Annotated in this window: 21 protein-coding genes; 1 reads left to right on the top strand and 20 read right to left on the bottom strand. The window is 60.5% G+C overall.

Annotated features, from left to right (window positions below; genetic code table 11):
- Positions 1-21: 21 nt before the first annotated feature.
- The 12 genes from tppA to murJ all read right to left on the bottom strand — a co-directional run bounded on the left by tppA (position 22) and on the right by murJ (position 14,012).
- On the bottom strand, positions 22-423 hold the full coding sequence (gene tppA, locus AACW87_RS18400; RefSeq protein ID WP_103471600.1) for a type IVa pilus pseudopilin TppA: 402 nt from the start codon (positions 421-423) through the stop codon (positions 22-24).
- Between the two features lie 8 nt (positions 424-431).
- Positions 432-3,785, bottom strand: coding sequence for a pilus assembly protein (locus tag AACW87_RS18395; RefSeq protein ID WP_241325749.1), 3,354 nt, complete (start codon positions 3,783-3,785; stop codon positions 432-434).
- Positions 3,786-3,796: 11 nt separating this feature from the next.
- Positions 3,797-4,273 (bottom strand): pilus assembly PilX family protein, encoded by a 477-nt coding sequence (locus AACW87_RS18390; protein WP_103471818.1) that lies wholly within the window; start codon positions 4,271-4,273, stop codon positions 3,797-3,799.
- Between the two features lie 11 nt (positions 4,274-4,284).
- The gene (locus tag AACW87_RS18385) at positions 4,285-5,379 is read right to left on the bottom strand and encodes a PilW family protein (protein WP_241325748.1); all 1,095 of its coding nucleotides are present in this window, start codon (positions 5,377-5,379) and stop codon (positions 4,285-4,287) included.
- The gene (pilV, locus tag AACW87_RS18380) at positions 5,376-5,789 is read right to left on the bottom strand and encodes a type IV pilus modification protein PilV (RefSeq protein WP_043141549.1); all 414 of its coding nucleotides are present in this window, start codon (positions 5,787-5,789) and stop codon (positions 5,376-5,378) included. The genes AACW87_RS18385 and pilV overlap by 4 nt, the downstream gene beginning before the upstream one ends.
- Positions 5,786-6,289, bottom strand: a complete 504-nt coding sequence (gene tppE, locus AACW87_RS18375; protein ID WP_043141552.1) for a type IVa pilus pseudopilin TppE — start codon at positions 6,287-6,289, stop codon at positions 5,786-5,788. Before tppE ends, pilV begins: the two co-directional genes overlap by 4 nt.
- A 260-nt stretch (positions 6,290-6,549) precedes the next feature.
- Positions 6,550-7,485: a 4-hydroxy-3-methylbut-2-enyl diphosphate reductase gene (gene ispH / locus AACW87_RS18370; protein ID WP_043557522.1), complete on the bottom strand. Its 936-nt coding sequence runs from the start codon at positions 7,483-7,485 to the stop codon at positions 6,550-6,552.
- Positions 7,485-7,937, bottom strand: a complete 453-nt coding sequence (gene fkpB / locus AACW87_RS18365) for an FKBP-type peptidyl-prolyl cis-trans isomerase (RefSeq protein WP_216640194.1) — start codon at positions 7,935-7,937, stop codon at positions 7,485-7,487. The genes ispH and fkpB overlap by 1 nt, the downstream gene beginning before the upstream one ends.
- 8 nt (positions 7,938-7,945) lie before the next feature.
- Entirely contained in the window at positions 7,946-8,446 is a 501-nt protein-coding gene (gene lspA, locus AACW87_RS18360) for a signal peptidase II (protein WP_043141560.1), read from the bottom strand.
- Positions 8,446-11,307, bottom strand: a complete 2,862-nt coding sequence (gene ileS / locus AACW87_RS18355) for an isoleucine--tRNA ligase (protein WP_241325747.1) — start codon at positions 11,305-11,307, stop codon at positions 8,446-8,448. Before ileS ends, lspA begins: the two co-directional genes overlap by 1 nt.
- Positions 11,307-12,281, bottom strand: a complete 975-nt coding sequence (gene ribF / locus AACW87_RS18350; protein ID WP_043141564.1) for a bifunctional riboflavin kinase/FAD synthetase — start codon at positions 12,279-12,281, stop codon at positions 11,307-11,309. The genes ileS and ribF overlap by 1 nt, the downstream gene beginning before the upstream one ends.
- A gap of 171 nt (positions 12,282-12,452) precedes the next feature.
- Complete coding sequence (murJ, locus tag AACW87_RS18345) at positions 12,453-14,012, bottom strand: murein biosynthesis integral membrane protein MurJ (protein ID WP_241325746.1); 1,560 nt, start codon at positions 14,010-14,012, stop codon at positions 12,453-12,455.
- A 191-nt stretch (positions 14,013-14,203) separates the two neighbouring features.
- Between murJ and rpsT the strand changes: the two genes are divergently transcribed.
- Positions 14,204-14,467 (top strand): 30S ribosomal protein S20, encoded by a 264-nt coding sequence (rpsT, locus tag AACW87_RS18340; RefSeq protein WP_005892298.1) that lies wholly within the window; start codon positions 14,204-14,206, stop codon positions 14,465-14,467.
- A gap of 48 nt (positions 14,468-14,515) precedes the next feature.
- Here the strand turns inward: rpsT and AACW87_RS18335 are convergent, their stop codons facing one another.
- From AACW87_RS18335 to rppH, 8 genes are all read right to left on the bottom strand, one after another.
- Positions 14,516-14,818, bottom strand: a complete 303-nt coding sequence (locus AACW87_RS18335; RefSeq protein ID WP_042869139.1) for an ArsR/SmtB family transcription factor — start codon at positions 14,816-14,818, stop codon at positions 14,516-14,518.
- 49 nt (positions 14,819-14,867) lie between these two features.
- Positions 14,868-15,800: a transcriptional activator NhaR gene (gene nhaR, locus AACW87_RS18330; protein ID WP_103471606.1), complete on the bottom strand. Its 933-nt coding sequence runs from the start codon at positions 15,798-15,800 to the stop codon at positions 14,868-14,870.
- A complete protein-coding gene (locus tag AACW87_RS18325; protein WP_445206862.1) occupies positions 15,787-16,167 on the bottom strand; it encodes a hypothetical protein in 381 nt (126 codons plus the stop codon). Before AACW87_RS18325 ends, nhaR begins: the two co-directional genes overlap by 14 nt.
- Before the next feature lie 20 nt (positions 16,168-16,187).
- Entirely contained in the window at positions 16,188-17,378 is a 1,191-nt protein-coding gene (nhaA, locus tag AACW87_RS18320) for a Na+/H+ antiporter NhaA (protein WP_042869135.1), read from the bottom strand.
- A gap of 225 nt (positions 17,379-17,603) precedes the next feature.
- Positions 17,604-18,398 carry a thymidylate synthase gene (gene thyA, locus AACW87_RS18315; protein WP_241325744.1) on the bottom strand — a complete coding sequence of 265 codons (795 nt, stop codon included), beginning with the start codon at positions 18,396-18,398 and terminating at the stop codon, positions 17,604-17,606.
- Positions 18,395-19,222 (bottom strand): prolipoprotein diacylglyceryl transferase, encoded by an 828-nt coding sequence (gene lgt, locus AACW87_RS18310; protein ID WP_043141870.1) that lies wholly within the window; start codon positions 19,220-19,222, stop codon positions 18,395-18,397. Before lgt ends, thyA begins: the two co-directional genes overlap by 4 nt.
- Positions 19,223-19,289: 67 nt before the next feature.
- A complete protein-coding gene (ptsP, locus tag AACW87_RS18305) occupies positions 19,290-21,569 on the bottom strand; it encodes a phosphoenolpyruvate--protein phosphotransferase (protein WP_241325743.1) in 2,280 nt (759 codons plus the stop codon).
- A 13-nt stretch (positions 21,570-21,582) separates the two neighbouring features.
- A complete protein-coding gene (gene rppH, locus AACW87_RS18300) occupies positions 21,583-22,110 on the bottom strand; it encodes an RNA pyrophosphohydrolase (protein ID WP_043141866.1) in 528 nt (175 codons plus the stop codon).
- Positions 22,111-22,405 lie beyond the last annotated feature (295 nt).

Genomic DNA, 22,405 nt, shown 5'->3' with positions numbered 1-22,405 from the left:
CAGGCGACCGGTATCGCCGTCCTACCAGCATTCCGCCGCCGTCATGGTGGCGCCTGACACCCCTTGCTGCCCACCCTGATCCAGGGTCAGCAGGCCGCAGGGGTCACCATTCATGGCTCCGGTCGGAATCGCCGTCAGGGTATAACGACCCCCGCTGGCATTGAGCGCCAGGTTGTAATAAGCCTCTCCCCCCTCCTTTGGCAGGGTCGCCAGTCCGGCAGAGGCCAGATTCCCGCCATCATAATTGCCCTCCGCAGTAAACTGCCGCTCCAGATATTGCGCGGCCTCCAGCAAGGTTGCCTTGGCTTCGGCCCGCTTGGCCGAGGCAATGTAGTTGTTGTAACTGGGGTAGGCGATCACGGTCAGGATGGCCATCACGGCCACCGCAATCATCAACTCCATCAGGGAAAATCCACGCTCCATGCCAGCCTCTAGTCCAGTTGCAACCAGGATTGACGACCACCCAGATCGCCCGCCCCCTCTTCCAGCGTGACCGAGATGTTGCCACTGGATCCGCTGATGTATTTACGCTCCATGTCTGCATCCTCCACCACGCTCGGGGTCGTGGTGAGTTCGTCAAATTGCTTGCCACTGACCGGCACCTTGACGTCATTGCCGGCATCATCCTTGATCCCCACATAGTCATCATCGTTGACGGCACCGTCACCATTGACGTCAAACACCGAATAGGTCAAACGGGCCCCCGACACGGGATCCAGCTCCATCAACCAGGAACGGCCGCCAAAGTCACACGCATCTGCCGAGGGGATCAGGGTGTTGAAGATCAGCCGCTTGTTCCGAAACAGCATCTCGGAGACGGCGCGCTCCCCCACCCCTTTGCTCAGCCCGGGTGACTTCAAGACCAGGTACCAGCCCTTCTGGCTGGTGTAGTTGACTGCCTTGCTGGACACCACCCGCACATTGAACTTGATGCTGGTGCCATTGGCCGAATACTCGTGGGTGATGCTCTGTTGCAGCAACTGGCTACTGCTCACCTCGGCCCCCGTGTCCCAGATGCCATAGACGGCCTCCAGCCTCGGAGTTGCAGGCAACAGCTTGTCATCATTGGTGAAATAGCTCCCCGTCCCCATCAGCACCATGATGCCCCCCTTGGGATGGCGGATCGCCAGTGGCCGCATGGTGATGGGTTGGCGCGTACTGGCCGAGCAGGTGCCATTGCAGGCCTGGAACAGCGGCTTTGGCTTGTTGCCGGTCTTGAAGGCGCTGCCCCACTGGGCGCTGTTGTTGTCAGTCAGATCGAACTTCCACAGGTTGCCCTGCAGATCGCCGGCATAGACATAATCAGCCACCCGATCGCCATCCTCATCCACCGGCAAGGGGGAAGAGAGACCGTTCGGCTCGCTGGCCGACCCCACCTGGGTATCTATCTCCTTGATCACGGCGCCGGTCGCCAGATCCAGCACGAACAGACGCGCCGTCTGGCTGGTGCTGTTGTAACCATTGGCCACCAGCGCCACCCACTTGCTGCCGGACTTGACCCGAACCAGGGTCGGCGCAGCCAGTGCCACCCCCATCTCGGCATTGGTGAACTCCCACAGCATCTTGTCGGCGCTGAAATTGTCCGGCGCCGTCACGTCGATGGCGAATACCGCCTTGCCACCGGCCCCCGTGGATCCCAGTAGTACGGTTTTCCAGCTACTGCCAAGATAGGCATCGCCCACCTTGGCAGTACCATCGACATAGTAACGATGACTGTAATCAGGCTTGGTCAACAGGCTCAGATCCCCCAACAGGCTGGCGGGAATATAGGCCAGGGTCTCCACCCCGTTGGCGACCCTGAAACCGTGCAGCATGCCATCATTGGCCCCCACATAGAGCATGGGAGTGCGGCTGCGGATGGCCGTCGATCCGAGGAAACTCTGATAACCGTCCCGCTCCGCCTGGCTCAGCCCGGTGGCTCTGCCGTAGCCGTAGTCCCTGACACCGACATAGACGGGATCCGAGTTGATGATGTCCCCCAGCAGATCGCTGCGACTGCGAAACAGGCCGCCATTGCTCTGTTCACGGCTGCGATCACCGCGCAGATAGGCGACCCGGTTCTCCCCCTGGTTGTCGCCGGCGATGTTGAACAAGGCGCGGTTGGTGGCATTGAGATCGGCCCAGGTAAAAGGGATGCCGACCCCGTTTTGCCGGGTGAAAATAGTGCGGGCCGAATGCGCCGGGATCAGGGTCGCCGCATCCCAGGCCATGGAGCCCAATGAGCCATCGCTGTTGAGCGGAATGGAAACCAGTTGTCCCGACCAGTCCCCGCTGTTGTAACGGGCCTGATAGATGTGGGTATTGCTGTCCAGCCGGGTCGCGTTGGCGGTCACCGAACTGGCTGAGCTGTTGCGGGCCGCGATCTGGGCCAGGGTGCTGCTCAGGGCCGCGGCAAAGGTGTCGGGGTCGGCCGCACTGAAGAAGCTGCCCTTGCTGTTGAGTGCCGCATGCCAGAGATCATCGATCTTGTACTCCGGAATGTAGGTCGGGTTCTTGTACTCCTTGTCATCCGGATCATGGGGATTGGGCCAGTTGCTCGGGATGCCGTTGGCCGGATTGAGCGAGCCATTCACCCCCAGCCCGACGGTGAAATTGACCAGATGCTGCCAGTTGGCGGGATCTGCCGTGCTGGTCGGCACCTTGTTGGCCAGATCGGTGCGCAGATCCGCCTTCCAATACTGGTAGGCCACATCGGCCAGGGTATTGCTGTAACCGTCCTTGTCCTGATCCCCCACCGAAGGGGTGTCTCCGTTCCAGTAGCCGTCCGTCATCAGTATGTTGTAACTCTGACGGCAGGTGAGGTGCGGCAGAGTACTGCCCGCACTGGCGGCCCAGGGGCCATTGTTGTCCGTGCGGGAAAAGTACTCCCCCACATCCTTCAGACTGGTGCGCAGCGGTGTGCCGGACGCCAGAATGTCGCGGCTGTAGAGGTCACTGAAAAATGCGCTGCGATCGGTGCCGGAGAAGGGGGCCACACCACGGATCACGCTGCCACTGGCGTTGATGGTGGCAAAGCCGACCCGGATGGCCTGCCCCTGACTGGCAAAGGCCCGCCCAACCCCGGCCCTGGCCGCCAGGATCCTGGAGCGATAGTAGGTATACCAGTTGGCGAAGTTCTGGATCTCCTCGTCATAGGTGCAGACGGGGGCGCTCTTGCAGTCGCTGCGGTTGGGGCGTCCGCCATAGGTGCTGCCCGACTTGATCTCGACCCGGGTGTAGCTGCCCACCTTCTTCACATCGCCACTGCCCTTGTAGGCAAAATAGACGGCGGGCCAGAACGTCTCGTCATCGTTGTAGTCGCTGGAGGAGAATCCGGTGTAGTAACGCAGCGATCTAGACCGGTTGTTCTTGGTCAGGTCACGGCAACCGGCGGCCGTATTGAACGGATTGTGCGGCGCACAGCTGATGCTGGCGTTCGCCATCAGGGTGCCATCCGCCTTGGCCCAGGGGCGGTAGCTCTGCAGCGGGTTGTAGTAGAGCTTGTTGTTGTTGCTAGAGCGGGTATAGGCGTTGCGGTCGCTGTTGCTGGTGAAGGTGACGGTCCGGTTGTCATAGTCCTCGCTGCCATACACGTTGTCGACGCGGGGATAGACGTAGCGGGCGCTGTTCTCGATCAGCCCCTCCGGCATCAGCTCGAAGTGCATGGAGCCGGAGTCATCGAGGCTGAACATGATGTTGGGCTCGGCCCGGGTACCGAGATAGAGGGGAACCTGGGCAATATCGAGCGCGGCCTGCACCGGCGAGCAGAGCAGCAGGACCGAGAGTCCGTAGCCAGATGTGCGCATGGGTTGCCCTCCTAGCGGCTGTAGGTCGATTGCAACAGCACCCGGCTCTCATCCGAGAGACCGAATCCCCTTGCCGTGATGCGATAGAGGCGACGCTCGCCTATCGGTTCGTCGACCGCCAGACTCTCATTGCCAGCCTGGGTGTAGGGCAGTCGCTCGATGAAGTACTCGGGGGCGCGCCCCGCCAGACCGCTGTTGGCATAGGTACGCCAGGCCGTGGAGGGAGACGCGGGATCCACCGCCACGCTGACGAACTCGTACAAACCGGCGCTGTTGTCATAGGGGCCTGAATTACCGGCTTCCAGATAGCGCTCGGCGGCACGCAAACCGGCCTCCGCCGCCTGCAGCGCCTGCTGCGACTCCTTCTGGTTGCCCGCCATCTTCTCCTGCAACAGTGCGCCCTGCATGCTGGCCATCGCCAGCAGGCTCACCATGGCCAGAAAAATCAGGCTGATCACCAGTGCCATTCCCTGTTGTCGAGGCATCATGGATTCCATCCTCATGGCAGCCGGTTGCGCAGGGCGACCGTGGTCTCGGCCACCCAGTACCAGTGATTGTCGCCAGCCTGGAAGGTCGAGCCCGCAAAGCTCAAGGCCTGGGGCGCGGAGACCAGATTGCCCTGAGCGCCGCGCATCAAGAGCTGGACACCAATCCCCAGCACGTTGTCCCAGTTCGGATTGCTGGCGGCGCTCACGTAACGATCCGCCGCCCGATCCCGGTTCTGATCCTCGCCGAAGGTCAGCTGGATGTCGGTCACCCCTTCGACCAGCGGCATGCCGGCGGCGAGACCACTCTTGCGATAGAGGGTGTAGGGGGCGGTGGCCGAGGCCCGGGCAATGTAGTAGATCCGGGTCTCCATCCGGCTCAGTATCGAACCGGCACCAAAACGCTCCTCGACCGGGCTGCTGGCCCCGCCCCAGGAACTGATAGCATTGCCTGGGGTGTATTTGTTGTCATTGGAGTGACCTATGTTGACCTCGGTCCCCGCCCCCACCACCTGGGTCTGGGTGATCTGGAAGATCCGGGCCTTCTGGCAATCGGAGACCATGACTATGTCCCCTTCGCACAAGTCGCTGTAGCCCTGCTTGCCGGTGCCGCAGTAGTTCGCCTTGCTGGAGATCTGCTGCACGAACAGCTGGGCTGCGCTGTTGTTGCGCGTCACCGGCACCCCGGCCCCGGTCGGCCCCTGGATCAACAAGACATCGCTACCCGGCCTGGGCTTGGGCTCGCCCGCGGTGAACAGGGCCGACAAGGCTGCGGGCAGAGTGGCGGTGACATTGTCATAACCGCGCAGATAGACGGTGAAGTTGTAGGGCAGTGCAGTCCCGCCGGTGAGGGTATTGGTAATGTTGACCCCCTGCTTGCTCAGACACCCCTGATAACCCACCATTCGCAGCTCTTTTTGCAGCAGGTTGACGGCAAATCGGCTGTCTTCCTGCACCCGGGCTATGGCCTCGCCGGTCAGATAGGTCTTATGGTTGCCGAGAAAAACCTGAATGATGATGCCCACCGTCAGCAGAGACAGCACCAGGGCTATCATGACCTCCACCAGACCGACCCCGGCCTGCCGTCGCAGTGACGGGCGCCCGCTCATAGATCCGTCCTCAGCGTCATGCTGCGCAACGAAGGCTCGGTCGGCAGCCGGCTGGCATCCCACTGGATGGTGATGGTGGCCTGCCCCGCGCTGATCACAATGGCGCCATCGCCGCTCGGCAGACCGGTCAGCGCCTGTTTCCAGTACTGCAGATCCAACATGGCCATCGAACTGCCTGAGACGGCCTCCCCCAGCCCCACGTTGTACTGGCCGAGCAGGGCCGCACTGCGATTGGCCCGCATCATGTCGGTGATCATGTAGGCGTACTGGGTCGCCTCGGTACGGGTCAGCGCCGACTGGTTGCTCTTGAGCGCCTGCAGCTGCAGGGTCGCCATGCCGAGGATGCCGATCGACAGCACCAGCACGGAGATCAGGATTTCGAGCAGTGACAGCCCTTGTTGACGCTTCATATGCAGCTGGTCTCCTGGATGGAGGGACGGCCGGCGGGGGTGATCATGATGTCCCGCGCCGGCTCGGCGGCACAGTCAGGTGGTTGCAGAGAAAACACCAGCGTCACCTGCTGGCGGCCATCGAGAAAGCCGTTGCCACTGAAACGCAAGAGCGAGGTGTTGCTGACCAGAGTGCCTGACCCCATGTCGGGGAAGAGGCGCAGCAGCTCACCGTTATCCAGGGTGCCATTGCCGTTGCTGTCGACCCAGATCTGCCAGCCCGACTCCCAGTGATGCTGGGTAATGTTGCTGGCTGTGGCGGAGAGGGTCACCGCCGTATTGCGGCGAATGGCTTCGGAGCGGGCAAGGTTGATGGCGGCCACGAAATTGTTGGCCTGGGTGGTCAACGTGATGTTGCGCAATACCGCGCTAAAGGAGGGGACTCCCAGGGTCAGCAGGATCGACACGATCGCTATGGTGACCATCAGCTCGATAAGGCTAAAACCTGAACGCAAAAACATCCTGTTTCGCTCTGATTTCGTTGGGGGCTTGCCTGCATATCCATGTGCCATCAAGCCAGATGAGAAGATCATCAGCAGTCTAGACTGCGGCTCTTCGCTTGCAATTCAATCTACTCAAATCTTGGACATACATCATCAATTTTCGCTGGGTTCCTGCGGCATCCGGGTAAACAAGATTCATAAGAATCGTGCATAAAAAAGCCACCTCGCAGGAGGTGGCTCGGGGACCCATCATCTCATCCCGACCAACAGGATGCGGATCAGAGGATCCGCAGCTCGGGCGGCACTTCAAACACCACGTTCTCTTCGCGACCCGGGTGCTCGACAACCATATTGCCGCCCAGCTCGCGCAGGCGGGCGATAACGTTCTGCACCAGCACGTCCGGTGCCGAGGCGCCGGCCGTCACCCCGATGCGCTCGACCCCCTCCAGCCAGCCGGTTTCGATCATGGAGGCATCGTCGATCAGGTAGGCGCGAGCCCCCACCTTCTCGGCCAGCTCGCGCAGACGGTTGGAGTTGGAAGAGTTGCGTGACCCGACCACCAGCATGGCATCTACCAGCCCCGCCATCTCCCGCACCGCATCCTGGCGGTTCTGGGTGGCGTAACAGATATCGTCCTTGCGCGGCCCCTGGATCTTGGGGAACTGCTTGCGCAGGGCGTCGATCACATCCGAGGTTTCATCCACACTCAGGGTAGTCTGGGTGACGAAGCAGAGATCATCCGGATTCTTCACCTGGAGTTTGGCCACATCGTCCGGCGTTTCCACCAGATACATGCCGCCTTCGCGGTTCTCGTACTGGCCCATGGTGCCGATCACCTCGGGGTGACCCGCGTGACCGATGAGCACGGCTTCGGAGCCCTTGCGACTGGCGCGATGGACTTCCATGTGTACCTTGGTCACCAGCGGGCAGGTGGCATCAAACACCTTGAGGGCACGGGACTTGGCCATCTCGCGCACCGTCTTGGCCACGCCGTGGGCGGAGAAGATGACGATACTGTCGTCCGGCACCTCGTCCAGCTCCTCGACGAACACGGCCCCCGCCTCTTTCAGCTTGTTCACCACATAGCGGTTGTGCACCACTTCGTGACGGACATAGATGGGAGCACCGAACTTCTCCAGCGCGCTCTCGACTATGCTGATGGCACGATCAACGCCGGCGCAGAAACCGCGAGGATTCGCGAGCAGAATATCCATCAGTGAACCTCTTCCTCGTCATCAACGCCCAGGATCTCCACCTCGAAGGTGACGGTATGACCGGCCAGGGGGTGGTTGAAATCGACCGTCACCGACATGCCTTCCACCGCCCGTATGATGCCGGGCAGCTCGCTGCCATTGGGCTGGTCGAAGAGGATGATGGTGCCGACCTTGGGCTCCACCTCGGCGCCGAACTTGGCTCGATCCAGATGGTAGATGTTGTCGGGATTGGCGAGGCCGAACGCCTGCTCCGGCGCCAGCGTGAAGCTCTTGGCGTCGCCCTGTTGCAGGCCCAGCAGGCACTGTTCGAAGGTGTTGGTCAGGCTGCCATCTCCCATCCGCAGGCGGGCCGGTTTGCCGTGCAGCGCTGTGCTGTCAGCAACCGAGCCGTCTTCCAGCTTGATGGCGAAGTGAAACAGCACGCTGCTGTTGGCCGTAATTTCGGCGGCGATAGGCTGACTCATGCCACCTCCCTCTTCTTCTCGGAACGGAAGCCTTCCAGCACTATCATGGCGGCGCCGATGAAGATGAAGCTGTCCGCTAGGTTGAACGCCGGCCAATGGGAACGCTGCCAGTAGAAGTCGAGGAAGTCGACCACGTGGCCAAGCACCAGCCGATCAAACACGTTGCCAAGGGCCCCGCCGATGATGAGCGAATAGGCGATGCCGCTCCAGCGCTGGGTAACCGACTGCTTGCGCAGCCAGTGGATCAGCAGCCCGCAGATGGCAAACGCCAGCACGGCGAAGAACCAGCGCTGCCAGCCCCCCTGATCGGCCAGGAAGCTGAACGCCGCACCCTTGTTGTAGACGTGCACCAGATTGAAGAAGGGGGTGATCTCCACCCCCGGATAGCCAAACGGCAGCAGCTTGACCACGGCGAGCTTGCTCGCCTGGTCCAGTACGAATGCCAGCACCGCCAGCCACAGCCAACGCAGGCCGCTCTTGTTATGAGTCATGTTCATCAGGCAAATTGACGTGTTTCGCCGTCACCCTCGACGTTGGTGACGCAGCGGCCACAGATCTCTTCGTGACCGGCTATGGTGCCCACGTCTTCCACATGGTGCCAGCAGCGGTCGCACTTGGCGGCGGCGGACTGGGCCACGCTCAGCCAGAGGTCATCGCGCTCGGTCGCAACGGAACCTTCCGGTGCACTGTCAGCGATCACGACCTTGGCCTTGGAGGTGAGCAGCACGAAGCGCAGCTCGTCAGCCAGGGCATTCAGACGCTCGGCCAGCGCAGGCTTGGCGAACAGGGTCAGTTCGGCCTGCAGGGAGCCGCCGATGCGCTTCTCGCCACGGGCCGCTTCCAGCGCCTTGTTCACTTCACCGCGCACGGTCAGGATCTCGGCCCAGAAGGCATCGCCCATCTGCTCGCCGGCATCCAGCCCGAACAGGCCGTCATACCACTCCTCGGTGAACACGAACTCGCTGCGCTCACCCGGCAACAGGGCCCAGATCTCGTCGGCGGTGAAGCTCATGATAGGCGCCATCCAGCGCACCATGGCTTCCACTATGTGATACAGAGCTGTCTGGCAGGAGCGACGAGCCAGGCTATCTGCCTTGGCGGTGTACTGACGATCCTTGATGACGTCCAGGTAGAAGGAACCCATCTCGATGGAGCAGAACTGCATCAGCTTCTGGGTCACGCCGTGGAAGTTGTACTCGTCGAATGCCGTCACTATCTCGGCCTGTACCGCCTTGGCACGACCCACGGCCCAGCGATCCACCACCACCATGTCAGCCGGAGCCACCATGTCGGTTGCCGGATTGAAGCCGTTCAGGTTGGCCAGCAGGAAACGGGCTGTGTTGCGGATGCGGCGATAGGCATCGGCAGAGCGCTTGAGGATCTCGTCGGAGACAGTCATCTCGCCGGTGTAATCGGTACTGGCGACCCACAGACGCAGGATGTCGGCACCCAGCTTGTTCATCACGTCCTGCGGGCTGACCACGTTGCCGATGGACTTGGACATCTTGCGACCCTGACCATCCACGGTGAAGCCGTGAGTCAGCACCTGGTTGTAGGGCGCCTTGTCTTTCATGGCCACGCCGATCATCAGGGAGGACATGAACCAGCCACGGTGCTGGTCGGAACCTTCCAGATAGAGGTCGGCGGAGTGACCGTTGAACTCGGGACGGGCATCGACCACTGAAGAGTGAGTCGAACCTGAGTCAAACCAGACGTCCAGGGTGTCGGGCACCTTGTCGTACATGTCGGCGTCGCTACCCAGCAGCTCGGCCTTGTCCAGATCCCACCAGGCCTGGATGCCGGCCTGCTCGACCCGCTTGGCCACTTCATGCATCAGGCGCACGGATTCCGGGTGCAGTTGCTGAGTCTCCTTGTGAACGAACAGGGAGATGGGCACGCCCCAGGTACGCTGACGGGAGATGCACCAGTCAGGACGGTTCTCGACCATGGCCTGGATGCGGTTCTTGCCCCAGGCCGGAACCCAGCCGCTCTGGCCGTGCTGGGTGATCCCGTCTTTCTCGATGCGCTCGATCTCTTCCAGCGCACGCTTGCGCAGACCCTTCTGTTCCATGCTGATGAACCACTGCGGGGTGGCACGGAAGATGATAGGGGTCTTGTGACGCCAGCAATGCGGGTAGGAGTGGTTGAACACCATGTGGTGCAGCAGGGCACCACGCTCGTTCAGCACCTCGACCACGGCCGCATTGGCCTTGAACACGTGCTGGCCGGCAAACAGTTCGGTATCCGGCAGGTAAACGCCATTGCTGCCAACCGGGTTGGCCACTTCCAGACCGTACTTCTGACCGACCACAAAGTCTTCCTGACCGTGGCCAGGGGCGGTGTGAACGGCGCCGGTACCGGCATCCAGGGTGACGTGATCACCCAGTACCACAGGCACGTCGAAGCTGTAGAAGGGGTGGTTGAAGCGCAGCCGCTCGAGCGCCGCACCCTTGGCATAACCCAGGTTGTGGAACTGCTCGATGCCAGCGCGGTCCATCACGTCCTTGACCAGGTCGGCAGCCAGGATCAGGCGCTCAGGATGCTCGCCATCCACCTGCACCAGGGCATAGTCGAGGTCTGCGTGCATGGCGACGCCGCGGTTGGCCGGCAGGGTCCAGGGGGTGGTGGTCCAGATCACCACGGAGAGCGGGCCCTTGCCGGTGTGGCCTTCGGCGCAATCAAACTTGGCGGCAACGGCAGCCTCGTCGACGGCCTTGAAACGCACGTCGATGGAGGGGGAGTTCTTGTCGTAGTACTCAACCTCGGCTTCAGCCAGGGCGGAGCCACAGTCGGTACACCAGTGCACCGGCTTGGAACCTTTGTGCAGGTGGCCGTTTTCGACGATCTTGGCCATGGAGCGGATGATGTTGGCTTCGGTGCCAAAATCCATGGTCAGGTAGGGATGTTCCCAGTCACCCAGCACGCCCAGACGGATGAAGTCGGTCTTCTGCGCTTCGATCTGGGTCTTGGCATATTTGCGGCACTCGGCGCGGAACTCGGCGGCGGAAACCTTCTCGCCCGGCTTGCCGACCATGCCTTCCACTTTCAGCTCTATGGGCAGACCGTGGCAATCCCAGCCGGGCACATAGGGAGAATCGAAGCCGGAGAGGCCCTTGGACTTGATGATGACATCTTTCAGGATCTTGTTGACCGAGTGACCGATGTGAATGCTGCCGTTCGCGTAGGGAGGGCCATCATGCAGAATGAAGGAGGGCTTGCCCGCTTTGGCGCGGCGAATGGCGCCGTAAAGATCCTGATCGTACCAACGTTTCAGCATGTTGGGTTCGCGTTTGGCCAGATCGCCACGCATCGGAAACTCGGTTTCCGGAAGATTCAGGGTATGTTTATAGTCGCTCATCAGTCCTGGGTTCCCTTCTTTTCTAAAAGAGTGCTGGGTAAATTGAATGGTGGCAGCCCGAACCAGGCTCGGGCCGCCAGGGCATCTCGTTCGATCTGCTCTTTCAAGGCGGTGAAAGAGGCAAACTTCTGCTCTTCGCGCAGCTTGTGGCGAAGCAGCACCTTGACCTGTTGACCATATAGATCGCCAGAAAAATCAAATAGATGTACTTCCAATCTGGCTTGTGTACCGCTCAAGGTCGGCCGTACACCCACATTGGCGACACCGGGGAAGGTCTTGCCGGAACATACCACTTCCACCGCGAACACGCCACCGACCGGGATCACCTGGCGTTTGAGCGCCAGATTGGCGGTGGGAAAACCTATGGTGCGGCCCAGCTTGTCACCGTGGGCCACCCGGCCACTGATGGTATAGGGGCGACCGAGCATCAGCTCCACCTCCGCCATCCGGCCGGCTTTGAGAGCCTCGCGCACTAGCGTGCTGCTGACCCGCTGGCGTTCAAGCTGGAAGCTCTGGGTGCTGATCACCTCGAAACCGAAACGCTGCCCCGCCGCCTCCAGCAGCTGGAAGTCCCCTTCCCGCCCCTTGCCGAAGCGAAAATCATCGCCGACCACCAGATAGTGCACGCCGAGCTTATTCACCAGCAGTTGCTCGATGAAGGTGGCGGCGGACTGTTCGGCGAAGCGATGGTTGAAGCGCACGCAGAGCATGCGATCGAGCTGCATGCCCCTGAGCGCCTCGTACTTCTCCCGCAGCCGACTGAGGCGGGCAGGCGCCTCGCTACCTGCAAACAGCTCAAGGGGCTGGGGCTCGAACAGCATGACGCAGGCGGGAAGGCCGAGTTGGACGGCTTTTTCCTGCAGGCGTGCCAGCACGGCATGGTGACCCTGATGGACCCCATCAAAGTTGCCTATGGTCAATACACACCCCCGGTGACGGGGCTTGATATTGTGAATACCGCGAATAAGCTCCATCAGTGCCTTGTGCGTTGCTGCCATGGAAATCGGCGGATTATATATCAGCCAGCAGGCAGGGTCAGCCCTCATGGCCCGATTTCAGGCATCCTGGTCAAATTCCGAATGCCGAGCGCCATCAGAGCCACCCCCTGCAAGTTTCACCCGCCCATGGCGGCAGTGTCACTGCGGCTACTGACCCGATCTCAGGTGTCTTGGCCGAATGCCCAGCGCCAGCAGTATGACGCCATACAGGGCCCCGCCCAGACAGAGCAACATGGTCAGCTGCATGCTGGCCTTGCCCATGCCCCAGGCGCCCCATTGCGCGAGATCCGGCGACAGGTAGCCAAGCAGCCCCCCCATCAGCACGGTCGCCACCAGCAGCTTGAGACAGAAGATCCCGGTATGGCGGGACGGACGGTAGACCGACTGCTGATACAAGCCCTTGAACAGCAAGGCCGCATTCAAGGTGCCCGAGCAGGCGGTCGACAGCGCCAGCCCCACATAGCCGAGCGGGAAGATGAAGATGAGGTTGCACACCATGTTGGCAATCATGGACATCACCCCGATCCGCACCGGCGTCTTGGTATCCTGGCGGGCGTAGTAGCCCGGCGCCAGCACCTTGATCAGCATCAGGGAGAGCAGGCCCGTGGTGGAAGCCAGCAGGCTGGCACTGGACATGCTCACCTCGTGCATGCCGAACTCGCCGCGCATGAAGAGCACTCGCAGTATGGGCTCGCGCAACACGGCTATCCCCACCATGGCCGGCAGGCCGAGCAGCATCACCATGCGTACCCCCCAGTCCATGGTACGGGCGAAGTCGGCCGGATCCTCATCCACGTGCTTCTTGGCCAGCGCAGGCAGGATCACTGTACTGATGGCCACCGCAAACAGGCCGAGGGGAAACTCCAGCAGCCGATCCGAGTAATAGAGATAGCTGATGGCGCCGGTGGCGAGGAAGGAGGCAAGCATGGTGTTGATCAGCAAGTTGATCTGGCTGACCGAGACGCCAAACAGCGCCGGGATCATCAGGGTGCGGATCTTGATCACCCCGGGATGATGCCAACCCCACTTGGGCCACACCAGCATGTTGATCTGGCGCAGGAAGGGATACTGGAACAGGAACTGCACCAGACCGCCGAGAAAGACACCGATGGCGAGGGCTATCTCTGGCCGCTCCATCAAGGGCGCTATCCACCAGGCCGCCGCTATCATGGTGAGGTTGAGAAACACGGGCGTAAACGAGGAGACGGCAAAGCGGCCAAAGGTGTTGAGTATGGCCCCCGCCATGGCGGTGAAGGTGATGAACCAGAGGTAGGGGAAGGTGATTTTGAGCATCAGGCTGGCCAGCTCGAACTTCTCGGCCGCCGGCCCGCCATGCAGCCAGTCCCAGAACCAGCCCCAGCCGAACAGGGCCGTCAGCACGCCCGAGCCCAGCACCCCGAGCAGGGTAACGACGGTGACTATGCCACCAAGCGTACCCGCCACGGCGGCCAGCAATTCGCGCACCTCGCGCTCATCGCCCTTTTTCTTGTACTCCGTCATCACGGGAACAAAAGCCTGGTTAAAGGCCCCTTCGGCGAACAGCCGGCGCAGGAAGTTGGGAATGCGGTTGGCAAAGAAGAAGACGTCTGCGGCCACCCCGGCGCCGAGCAGATTGGCGATGACCACATCGCGAACCAAGCCCATCACACGGGACGCCAGCGTCATTGCGGACACTATCATGCCGGATTTGATCAATTTCTTACTCAAGACGAAGCCTCTGGAACTGTCAGAATGGAAAGAATGCTGGTAGAATCGGCCGACAGTTTAACCGCCTCCCAACAGACACACCACCGGGGGGCGGTGTTTATTTGCACAAATCATTTGACAATATGTGGTTGAGAAGGCATATTTCCGGGCCTTTTCAATACACTCGCTAAGACAGTTTTAGGAGTTTTACCTTGGCTAATATCAAATCTGCTAAGAAGCGCGCGATTCAGTCAGAGAAACGTCGTCAACACAACGCCAGCCGTCGTTCAATGACCCGTACCTATCTGAAGAAAGTAATTGCTGCCATCGCTTCTGGCGACAAAGCTGCTGCCGTTGCTGCTTTTGCTACCGCTCAGCCGATCATGGATCGCATGGCTACCAAAGGCCTGATCCACAAGAACAAAGCTGCTCGTCACAAGAGCCGCCTGTCTGCCCAGATCAAAGCTATGGCTTAATCAGCTTCGGCTGTATAAAGCTAAAAAAACCGGCCTCAGTGCCGGTTTTTATTTATCTGCGCTGCAGTAAAGCTTGTGCAGCAGGGCAATCATTTCGCGCACCTCGTGGCTGCGCAGCGAATAGTAGACCGTCTGGGCCTCTTTTCGCGTCTCCACCAACTCATCCCGCCGAAGCACGGCCAAGTGCTGTGACAGGGCTGACTGGCTCAATCCGAGCACCTCGTTGAGTTCCCCCACCGACAGTTCCCGATCCTGCAGCTGACACAGAATAAACAGTCGTCGTTCGTTGGCCAGTGCCTTGAGCAGCGCCACCGCCCGGCTCGCATTCGCCTCCATCTCTTCCAGTTGCATCTCATCCCCTCTCGTCCGAGGCAAGAATCATACTCTGTGACCCGCTGATTTAAAATGCCAGGGTTGCCGGTTGAATCGTGGTGAAGTCCTCCCGCCCGGCAAACAGGAAGGAGAAATCACTCTCGCATACCCGTTTTACCGCCGGATGCTGGATCATCCGCTCGGCGAAGATGACGTAATACTCCTCCATCAGATCCTGGGTCTCCCCGATCAGCATCACCTCCTCCCCTTCCAGGATCTCCTCCCGATAGATGGTGGGGGCCATGAAGATGCCCTGATTGAAGAAACCGAAGGCCTTCATCAGGGCCGCATCGTCGAACTCCCCGAGGATACTGGGGGAGATGCCCTGCTGCTCGAACCACTGGGTCAGCTGGCGACCCATGGCGGTACGACGTCCCGGGATCAGCAGCTTGCGCTCCTCCAGACAGGCGGGAAAGGGCTTCTCGGGCAGCGGCGCCTTGCAGAAGAAGCTGACGCCACAACCGCCGAGCCGCTTGGAGAGTAGGCCCGCATGCTGGCTGGAGTCCACCGGACAGTCGGAGAGGATCATGTCGAGCTTGTGCTCGCTCAGCTGTTCCAGCAGCAGCTCGTGGGTCGATTCGAAGCAGCGCAGGTGGATGGAGCCATCGTTGGGAATGACCGAGAGCAGTACCCGGCTGGCGAGGCGTTTGGAGAGCGCATCGGCGATGCCGACGTCGAACAGTATCTGGCTCTCCTTGCGGTAGTTGACGATATCCAGCATCTCGTAGGAGAGGCTGAACATCTTGTCGGCATAGCGAAACACCAGCTGGCCCAGCTCGGTGGCCTCGAGGGAGCGCCCCTTGCGCATCAGCAGCTTGCCGCCCAGGCGCTGCTCCAGCAGCTTGATCTGGCCGGTGACAGTCTGCGGGGTCAAGAAGAGGGCTTCCGCCGCCTGGGTGACGGAGCCCTTCTTCTGAGTCATCCAAAAATAGTAAAGGTGGTTGTAGTTAAGGTGTGACATCCGATGGGGTTCCCGCGGTACGCGGACTCCGGTAGCAGCTGAGTTCAGCCGCCAGAATGTCATACATGTCGCTGATCGAGTCAACCTTGTTTGCGGTGAACTGCGCCTGCAAGTTGGCCTTGAGGCGCACCTTGTCAGGCATCCGCTCGCCGCAGTAGCGTTTGTTGGACTGCTTGACCCGCTCACCGGCCCGACTGCTCAGGGCCCGCTCGGCGAAGGTCTCACCGAATTGGGCCTTGGCCTGCTTGTCCCCCAGCATGACGGCGCTGTCGACCACCCCGTTGAGATAGGCGGAGCAGCTGTTTGATGCCGCATCCTGCTGACAATCCTCCAGACTGGCCGCCCAGAGCCCCGGGCTCGCCAGCATGACCAAGCCTATCACTCTTCTCATAACCCCTCCGTGCTTTGATCCGCCTCCCGGTTGGGGAGCGACATCCGCAGGGCGAGATAACCGACCACCGCCGCCAGGGTGGATCCCACCAGGATCCCGAGGCGTGAATAGCTGCCGTAATCCAATCCGCCGTGCTCGAACGCCAGCGATGCGATGAACATCGACATGGTAAAGCCGATGCCACACAGTATGCTGACCGCAAAAATCTGCTTGAAGTTGACCCCGCCCGGCAACTGGGCGATGCCCAGCTTGACCGCCAGCCAGCTGATGGTGAACACCCCGAGCGGCTTGCCCACGAACAGCCCCAGCATGATGCCAAGAGGGACAGGGCTCAGCAGGGACGACAGGCCTATCCCGTCCAGCGAAACCCCCGCATTGGCAAAGGCGAACAGCGGCAGTATCAGGTAGGCACTCCACGGGTGCAGCGAGTGCTCCAGATGCTTGAGCGGCGAGGCATAACGCTTGCCGTTGAGCGGTATCATGAAGCCCACTATGACGCCAGCCAGGGTCGCATGGACGCCGGACTTGAGCACAGCCACCCAGAGCACCAGCCCCACCAGCATGTAGAGGCCGATCCTGTCCTCCCCACGGCGATTCATCCACAGCAGGGTCAGGGTCGCCAGTATGCCGACCGCCAGCGCCGTCAGCGACAGCTGCTGGGTATAGAAGAGCGCGATGATGATGATGACACCCAGGTCGTCCATGATGGCCAGCGCCAGCAGGAACACCTTGAGGCTGACCGGCACCCGCTTGCCCAGCAGCGCCATCACCCCGAGGGCGAAGGCGATGTCGGTCGCGGCGGGGATAGCCCAGCCGGCGCGCGCCACTTCATCCGAGTAGTTGAAGAAGGCGTAGATGAGCGCGGGGGCCAGCATGCCGCCGACCGCGGCTATGGCCGGGAAGGTCGCCTGCACCCGGGAAGAGAGGGCCCCTTCCAGCATCTCGCGCTTGACCTCAAGCCCGACCAGCAGGAAGAAGATCGCCATGAAACCGTCGTTGATCCAGAGCAGCAACGGCTTGTTGATGTCGAGTGCGGCGATGCGCACCTGCACCGGCGTATCGAGGAATGCCTGATAGCCACCGGCCAGACCCGTGTTGGCCAATACCATCGCCAGTATGGCTGCCATGATCAGAATTATTCCGGAGGCGGCCTCCAGCTGCAGAAACTTCTTTATTACGTTGCTCATGGTTAAATTATCCACAGTATTACTTTGATTTGAGTCTATATCCCATAACAATTAATGGAAAATCGTTTCTTACTGCTGAATACAACGAAAAAACCGAAGGCAAAACAGAAGGTGCCTGCTATACGCAAGTTTTACTGCACTCAGGCCCCCTTGATGACGCAATCAATAAAATGAATTTTAAGTTATTTTTATGCATAAAAAAGGCGCCTCAAGGCGCCTTTTACATTAGATGGCGACGGGCGCCTTGATGCCGGGATGGGGGTCGTACCCCAGGATCTCGAAATCCTCGAACCTGTAGTCGAAGAGGGAGTCCGGCTTGCGCTTGATCGCCAGCTGCGGCAAGGGCCGTGGCTCGCGGGAGAGCTGCAGCGCGGTCTGCTCCATGTGATTGGAGTAGAGGTGCACATCACCACCGGTCCAGACGAAATCGCCCACTTCCAGATCGCACTGCTGGGCCATCATGTGGGTCAGCAATGCATAGCTGGCGATGTTGAACGGCAGGCCGAGGAACACATCACAGCTGCGCTGGTAGAGCTGGCAGGAGAGCTTGCCGTCCGCCACATAGAACTGGAAGAAGGCGTGGCAGGGTGCCAATGCCATTTTATCGAGCTCGCCCACGTTCCAGGCGGAGACTATGATGCGGCGCGAATCCGGATTGTGCTTGATGTCATCCACAGCCCGCTGGATCTGATCGATGACGGAGCCATCGGCCGCCGGCCAGGAGCGCCACTGGGCGCCATAGACAGGCCCCAGATCGCCATGCTCGTCGGCCCACTCATCCCAGATGCTGACGCCGTGCTCTTTCAGATAGGCGGTGTTGGTGTCACCGTTGAGGAACCAGAGCAGCTCATGAATGATGGAGCGCAGGTGGCACTTCTTGGTGGTGACCAGCGGAAAGCCATCCGCCAGATTGAAGCGCATCTGGTGGCCGAACAGGGAGACGGTACCGGTACCGGTGCGGTCGGATTTGACCGTGCCCTCATCCAGAATCTTCTGCATCAGGTCAAGATAGGCTCTCATTGCTTTGCCTCCTTCGCGGCGTTGCCGAACAGCTGAGGACGCTTGTAGGCGACCCAGATCATGATGGCACCGACGATGATCATCGGCATGGAGAGGATCTGGCCCATGCTGATCTCCTGGAAGTAGAGACCCAGCTGGCTGTCCGGCTGACGCACAAACTCCACCAGGAAGCGGAACAGACCGTAGAACAACAGGAACATGCCTGAGATGGCGCCACGGGGCGGGTTCTTGCGCCAGAACAGGTTGAGGATGATGAACAGCACCACACCTTCCAGCGCGAACTGATAGAGCTGGGAAGGGTGACGCGGCTCCGGGCCAGCCTCAGGGAATATGATGGCCCAGGGCACATCGGTTACCCGGCCCCACAGCTCGCCGTTCAGGAAGTTGCCGATGCGACCCACGCCGAGGCCAAACGGGATCAGCGGTGCCACGAAGTCGGCCACGGTGAAGAAGTGGCGCTTGGTCTTGTGAGCGAACCAGATCATGGCGGTGATGACCCCGATCAGGCCACCGTGGAACGACATGCCGCCGGTCCAGATCTTGAACAGGTAGAGGGGATCGGCCAGGAACATGTCGAAGTTGTAGAACAGCACGTAACCGACCCGGCCACCCAGGATCACCCCGAGGAAGCCGTAAAACAGCAGATCGGAGACCTCGTTGCGGGTCCAGCCGCTGTTCGGTGTATCGGCGCGACGCCCCGCCAGCCACATGGCGAAGGCGAAACCAAACAGATACATGAGACCGTACCAGCGTACCGATAGTGGCCCCAAACTGAATGCTACAGGATCAACCTGCGAGAAAACCCAATATCCATCGTGCTGCATATGCGGCCCCAGTCATAAGAAAAGCCGCATTTTCCGATCATTCGTCAGCAGGGACAAGGCATGATTATCAATCAGTCTGTTTCGTTTTGTGACCGGCCCGCAGCAAGCCGCCCAGACCGTGCTCTTCCAGGTAACGGGCGAACAGGCCGCGCAGCACGTGAGGATTGTCGTGCTTGAGGCCGTCGGCCATCAGCGCGGTCAGCTCGCTCAGGGTGGATTGACGCAGCACGTACTTGATGCGGGCAATGTTGTGGGTGTTCATACTGAAGCGGCGATAGCCCATGGCCAGCAGCAAGAGCACACCGACCGGATCGCCGGCCAGCTCGCCACACACGGAGACAGGTTTCTGGTAGCGATGGGAGGCATCGACCAGCAGTTGCAGGGCGCGGATCACCGCGGGATGGAAGGCATCGTAGATGTTGGCGACGCGGGCATTGTTGCGATCCACCGCTAGCAGGTATTGCGTCAGGTCATTGCTGCCCACCGACCAGAAGTCGATGAGTGGCGCCATCTCGGGCAGTATATAGAGAGCGGACGGCACCTCTATCATCACCCCCAGGCTGGGGTAGCGGATCACCGCATCGCGACTGGCCGCCTCTTCCGACACTTCTCGCCAGGCCTGATCCAGCAGCCGGCGGGAGGCCCTGATTTCGCTGACGCTGCTGATCATCGGCAGCATGATGGCCAGGTTGTCCAGCCCCTCGCTGGCCCGCAGCATCGCCTTGAGCTGAACCAGGAACAGTTCGGGGTGATCCAGGGTGAGCCGGATCCCCCGCCAGCCAAGGAAGGGATTTTCCTCGACGATGGGGAAATAGGGCAGCTGCTTGTCGCCCCCCACATCCAGCGTGCGCATGCAGACAGGACGATTGCGATAGGTTTCCAGGATGCCGCGATAGCGCGCCGTCTGCTCCCACTCTGAGGGGAAGCTGTCCTGCAGCATGAAGGGGATCTCGGTGCGATAGAGCCCGACTCCGTCCGCCAGATGATTGAGGGAGATCTCGGTGTCGGCGCTCAGGCCCGCGTTGAGCAGCAAGGAGACAGGAGTGCCGTCGGCGGTTTCCGATGGCTGGTTGTCGACGCTGCGCACCAGGGTATCGAGCGCCCGCTCCTCGTTGAGCAGTTGCCGATACTCGGTCAGGATCACCTGATTGGGCTCGATGAAGAGATCGCCGCTGTAGCCGTCGACGACCAGCATGCGACCGCCTATGTCGCCGAGCGGCAGATCCACCCCCATGATGGCCGCCACCCCCATGGCACGGGCCAAAATGGCGGCGTGGGAGTTGGTGCCCCCCTTGAGGGAGACCACCCCGGTCAGGAATTCCCGCGGCACCTCGGCGAGTATGGTGGCCGTCACCTCGTCGGCGACCAGCACCACGGGCTCGCCGACCGTGATGTGTTCAGGTTCATTCTGCACCAGCCGGCTGATGAGCCGCTGGGCTATGTCCTTCACATCGGTGGAGCGCTCCTGCAGGTAAGGATCCTTCATCCCCTTGAACTGATCGATCAGCCGGTCGCTGATGAGCTTGACCGCCGACACGGCCGTCCAGTGCTCCTTGCTCACCTTGTTGCGGATGGGCTTGATGTAACCGGGATCGTTCAGCAGATGCAGATAGATGTCGAAGATGGCGACCGAATCCTGGCTGTAGCTCTCGCGAAACCGCAGCGCCAGACTCTCCAGATCGTGGCGTACCTCTTCCACCGCCACATTCAGCCGCTCCAGCTGCTTGGCGTGCTCCTCGTCCTTGCGCGGGGTGATGGAGCTGAGCTCCTTGCGGGGCCGCCACACCCAGGCCTTGGCCATGGCAATGCCGCTGGCCCCGGCGATGCCGCGCAGCGGCTTGCTCCAGTCGGTCTTCTGCAACCAGCCCTTGGCCTGCGCCTGGGCGATGCGGGCCGCCAGCTGGGCCGCCAGCGTGACCATGAAGGACTCCTCCCCCTCATCGAAGAGGCGACTGTCCTTCTGCTGCACCACCAGAATGCCCACCACCTGGCGCTGATGCATGATGGGGGCGCCAAGGAAGGAGCGAAACGCCTCTTCGGCCACATCGGGCAGGAATTTGAAACTGGGATGGGAGGGGGCATCGGCCAGGTTGATCAGCTCTTCGCGCTGACCCACCAGACCGACTATGCCCTGCTCGAATGGCAGGGTCGCCTTGCCCACCGCCGACTCGGCCAGACCATCGGTCGCGGCAAGCCGGTAGCGGCGCATGTCAGGTTCAGAAACATAGACGGAACAGCAGTCCACCATCATGGCCAGCCGGGTCTGGCTGACCAATGCCTGCAGGGCCAGCTCCAGGGTGTTGGCTTCGGCCATGCTTTCGACGATGCGTCTGAGTTCCGTCAGCAACTAGGTGTGCTCCTTAGCGAGAGCGGTTGCGCCGCCCATCTTTCCGATTAACTTGCACCACAGGCACTGGCATCGCCAGCGGAGCAAACTCCTTCATCACCCGTCGATAGACTTCTCGTTTGAAGGAGACAACCTGGCGTACCGGATACCAGAAGCTGACCCAACGCCAATCATCAAACTCGGGGTGACCATGACAGCCGAACTGGATCCTGGACTCCCTGCCCGGATCCAGCTGTAGCAAGAACCATTTTTGTTTTTGGCCAATACAGACCGGTGAACTGTCCCAACGAACAAGGCGTTTTGGCAAGCGGTACTTCAGCCAGTTGCGACTGGTGGCCATGATGGTCACATCCTCGGGCTTGAGGCCTATCTCCTCATACAGCTCACGATACATGGCCTGCTCAGGCGTCTCACCGTCATCAACCCCCCCCTGCGGAAACTGCCAGGAGTGCTGCCCATAGCGCTTAGCCCACAATACTTGCCCGTCACGGTTACAGATCACGATTCCGACATTGGGACGAAACCCGTCGCCATCTATCACGTGATCACCTTATAAAGGCTGAATCTATAAGGAGATTGTTCCACATTCACCCCGTGGCAGCAAACAAGGACTGCAATCCCCCACTCATGAATAACTTTCAATTTCAAGCCGACTTATAAACAAACCTGAGGATCAAGCCCCGCAAGTTGCCCACCCAGACTGTGCATAAGCCTGTGAGCAAGCGGGTATATACAGTAGTTTTATTTATCTGCTCTACCCAGGGCATCAGCATACAGCATGATGATAAAAACTAAATATGTATTTAAATACATAGTGTTAAATGCAGAGTGCTGGA

This window comes from Aeromonas sp. MR7 (genome assembly GCF_963899385.1).
GTDB classification, from domain to species: domain Bacteria; phylum Pseudomonadota; class Gammaproteobacteria; order Enterobacterales; family Aeromonadaceae; genus Aeromonas; species Aeromonas bestiarum.
This window is presented reverse-complemented; position numbering and strand designations above follow the sequence as displayed.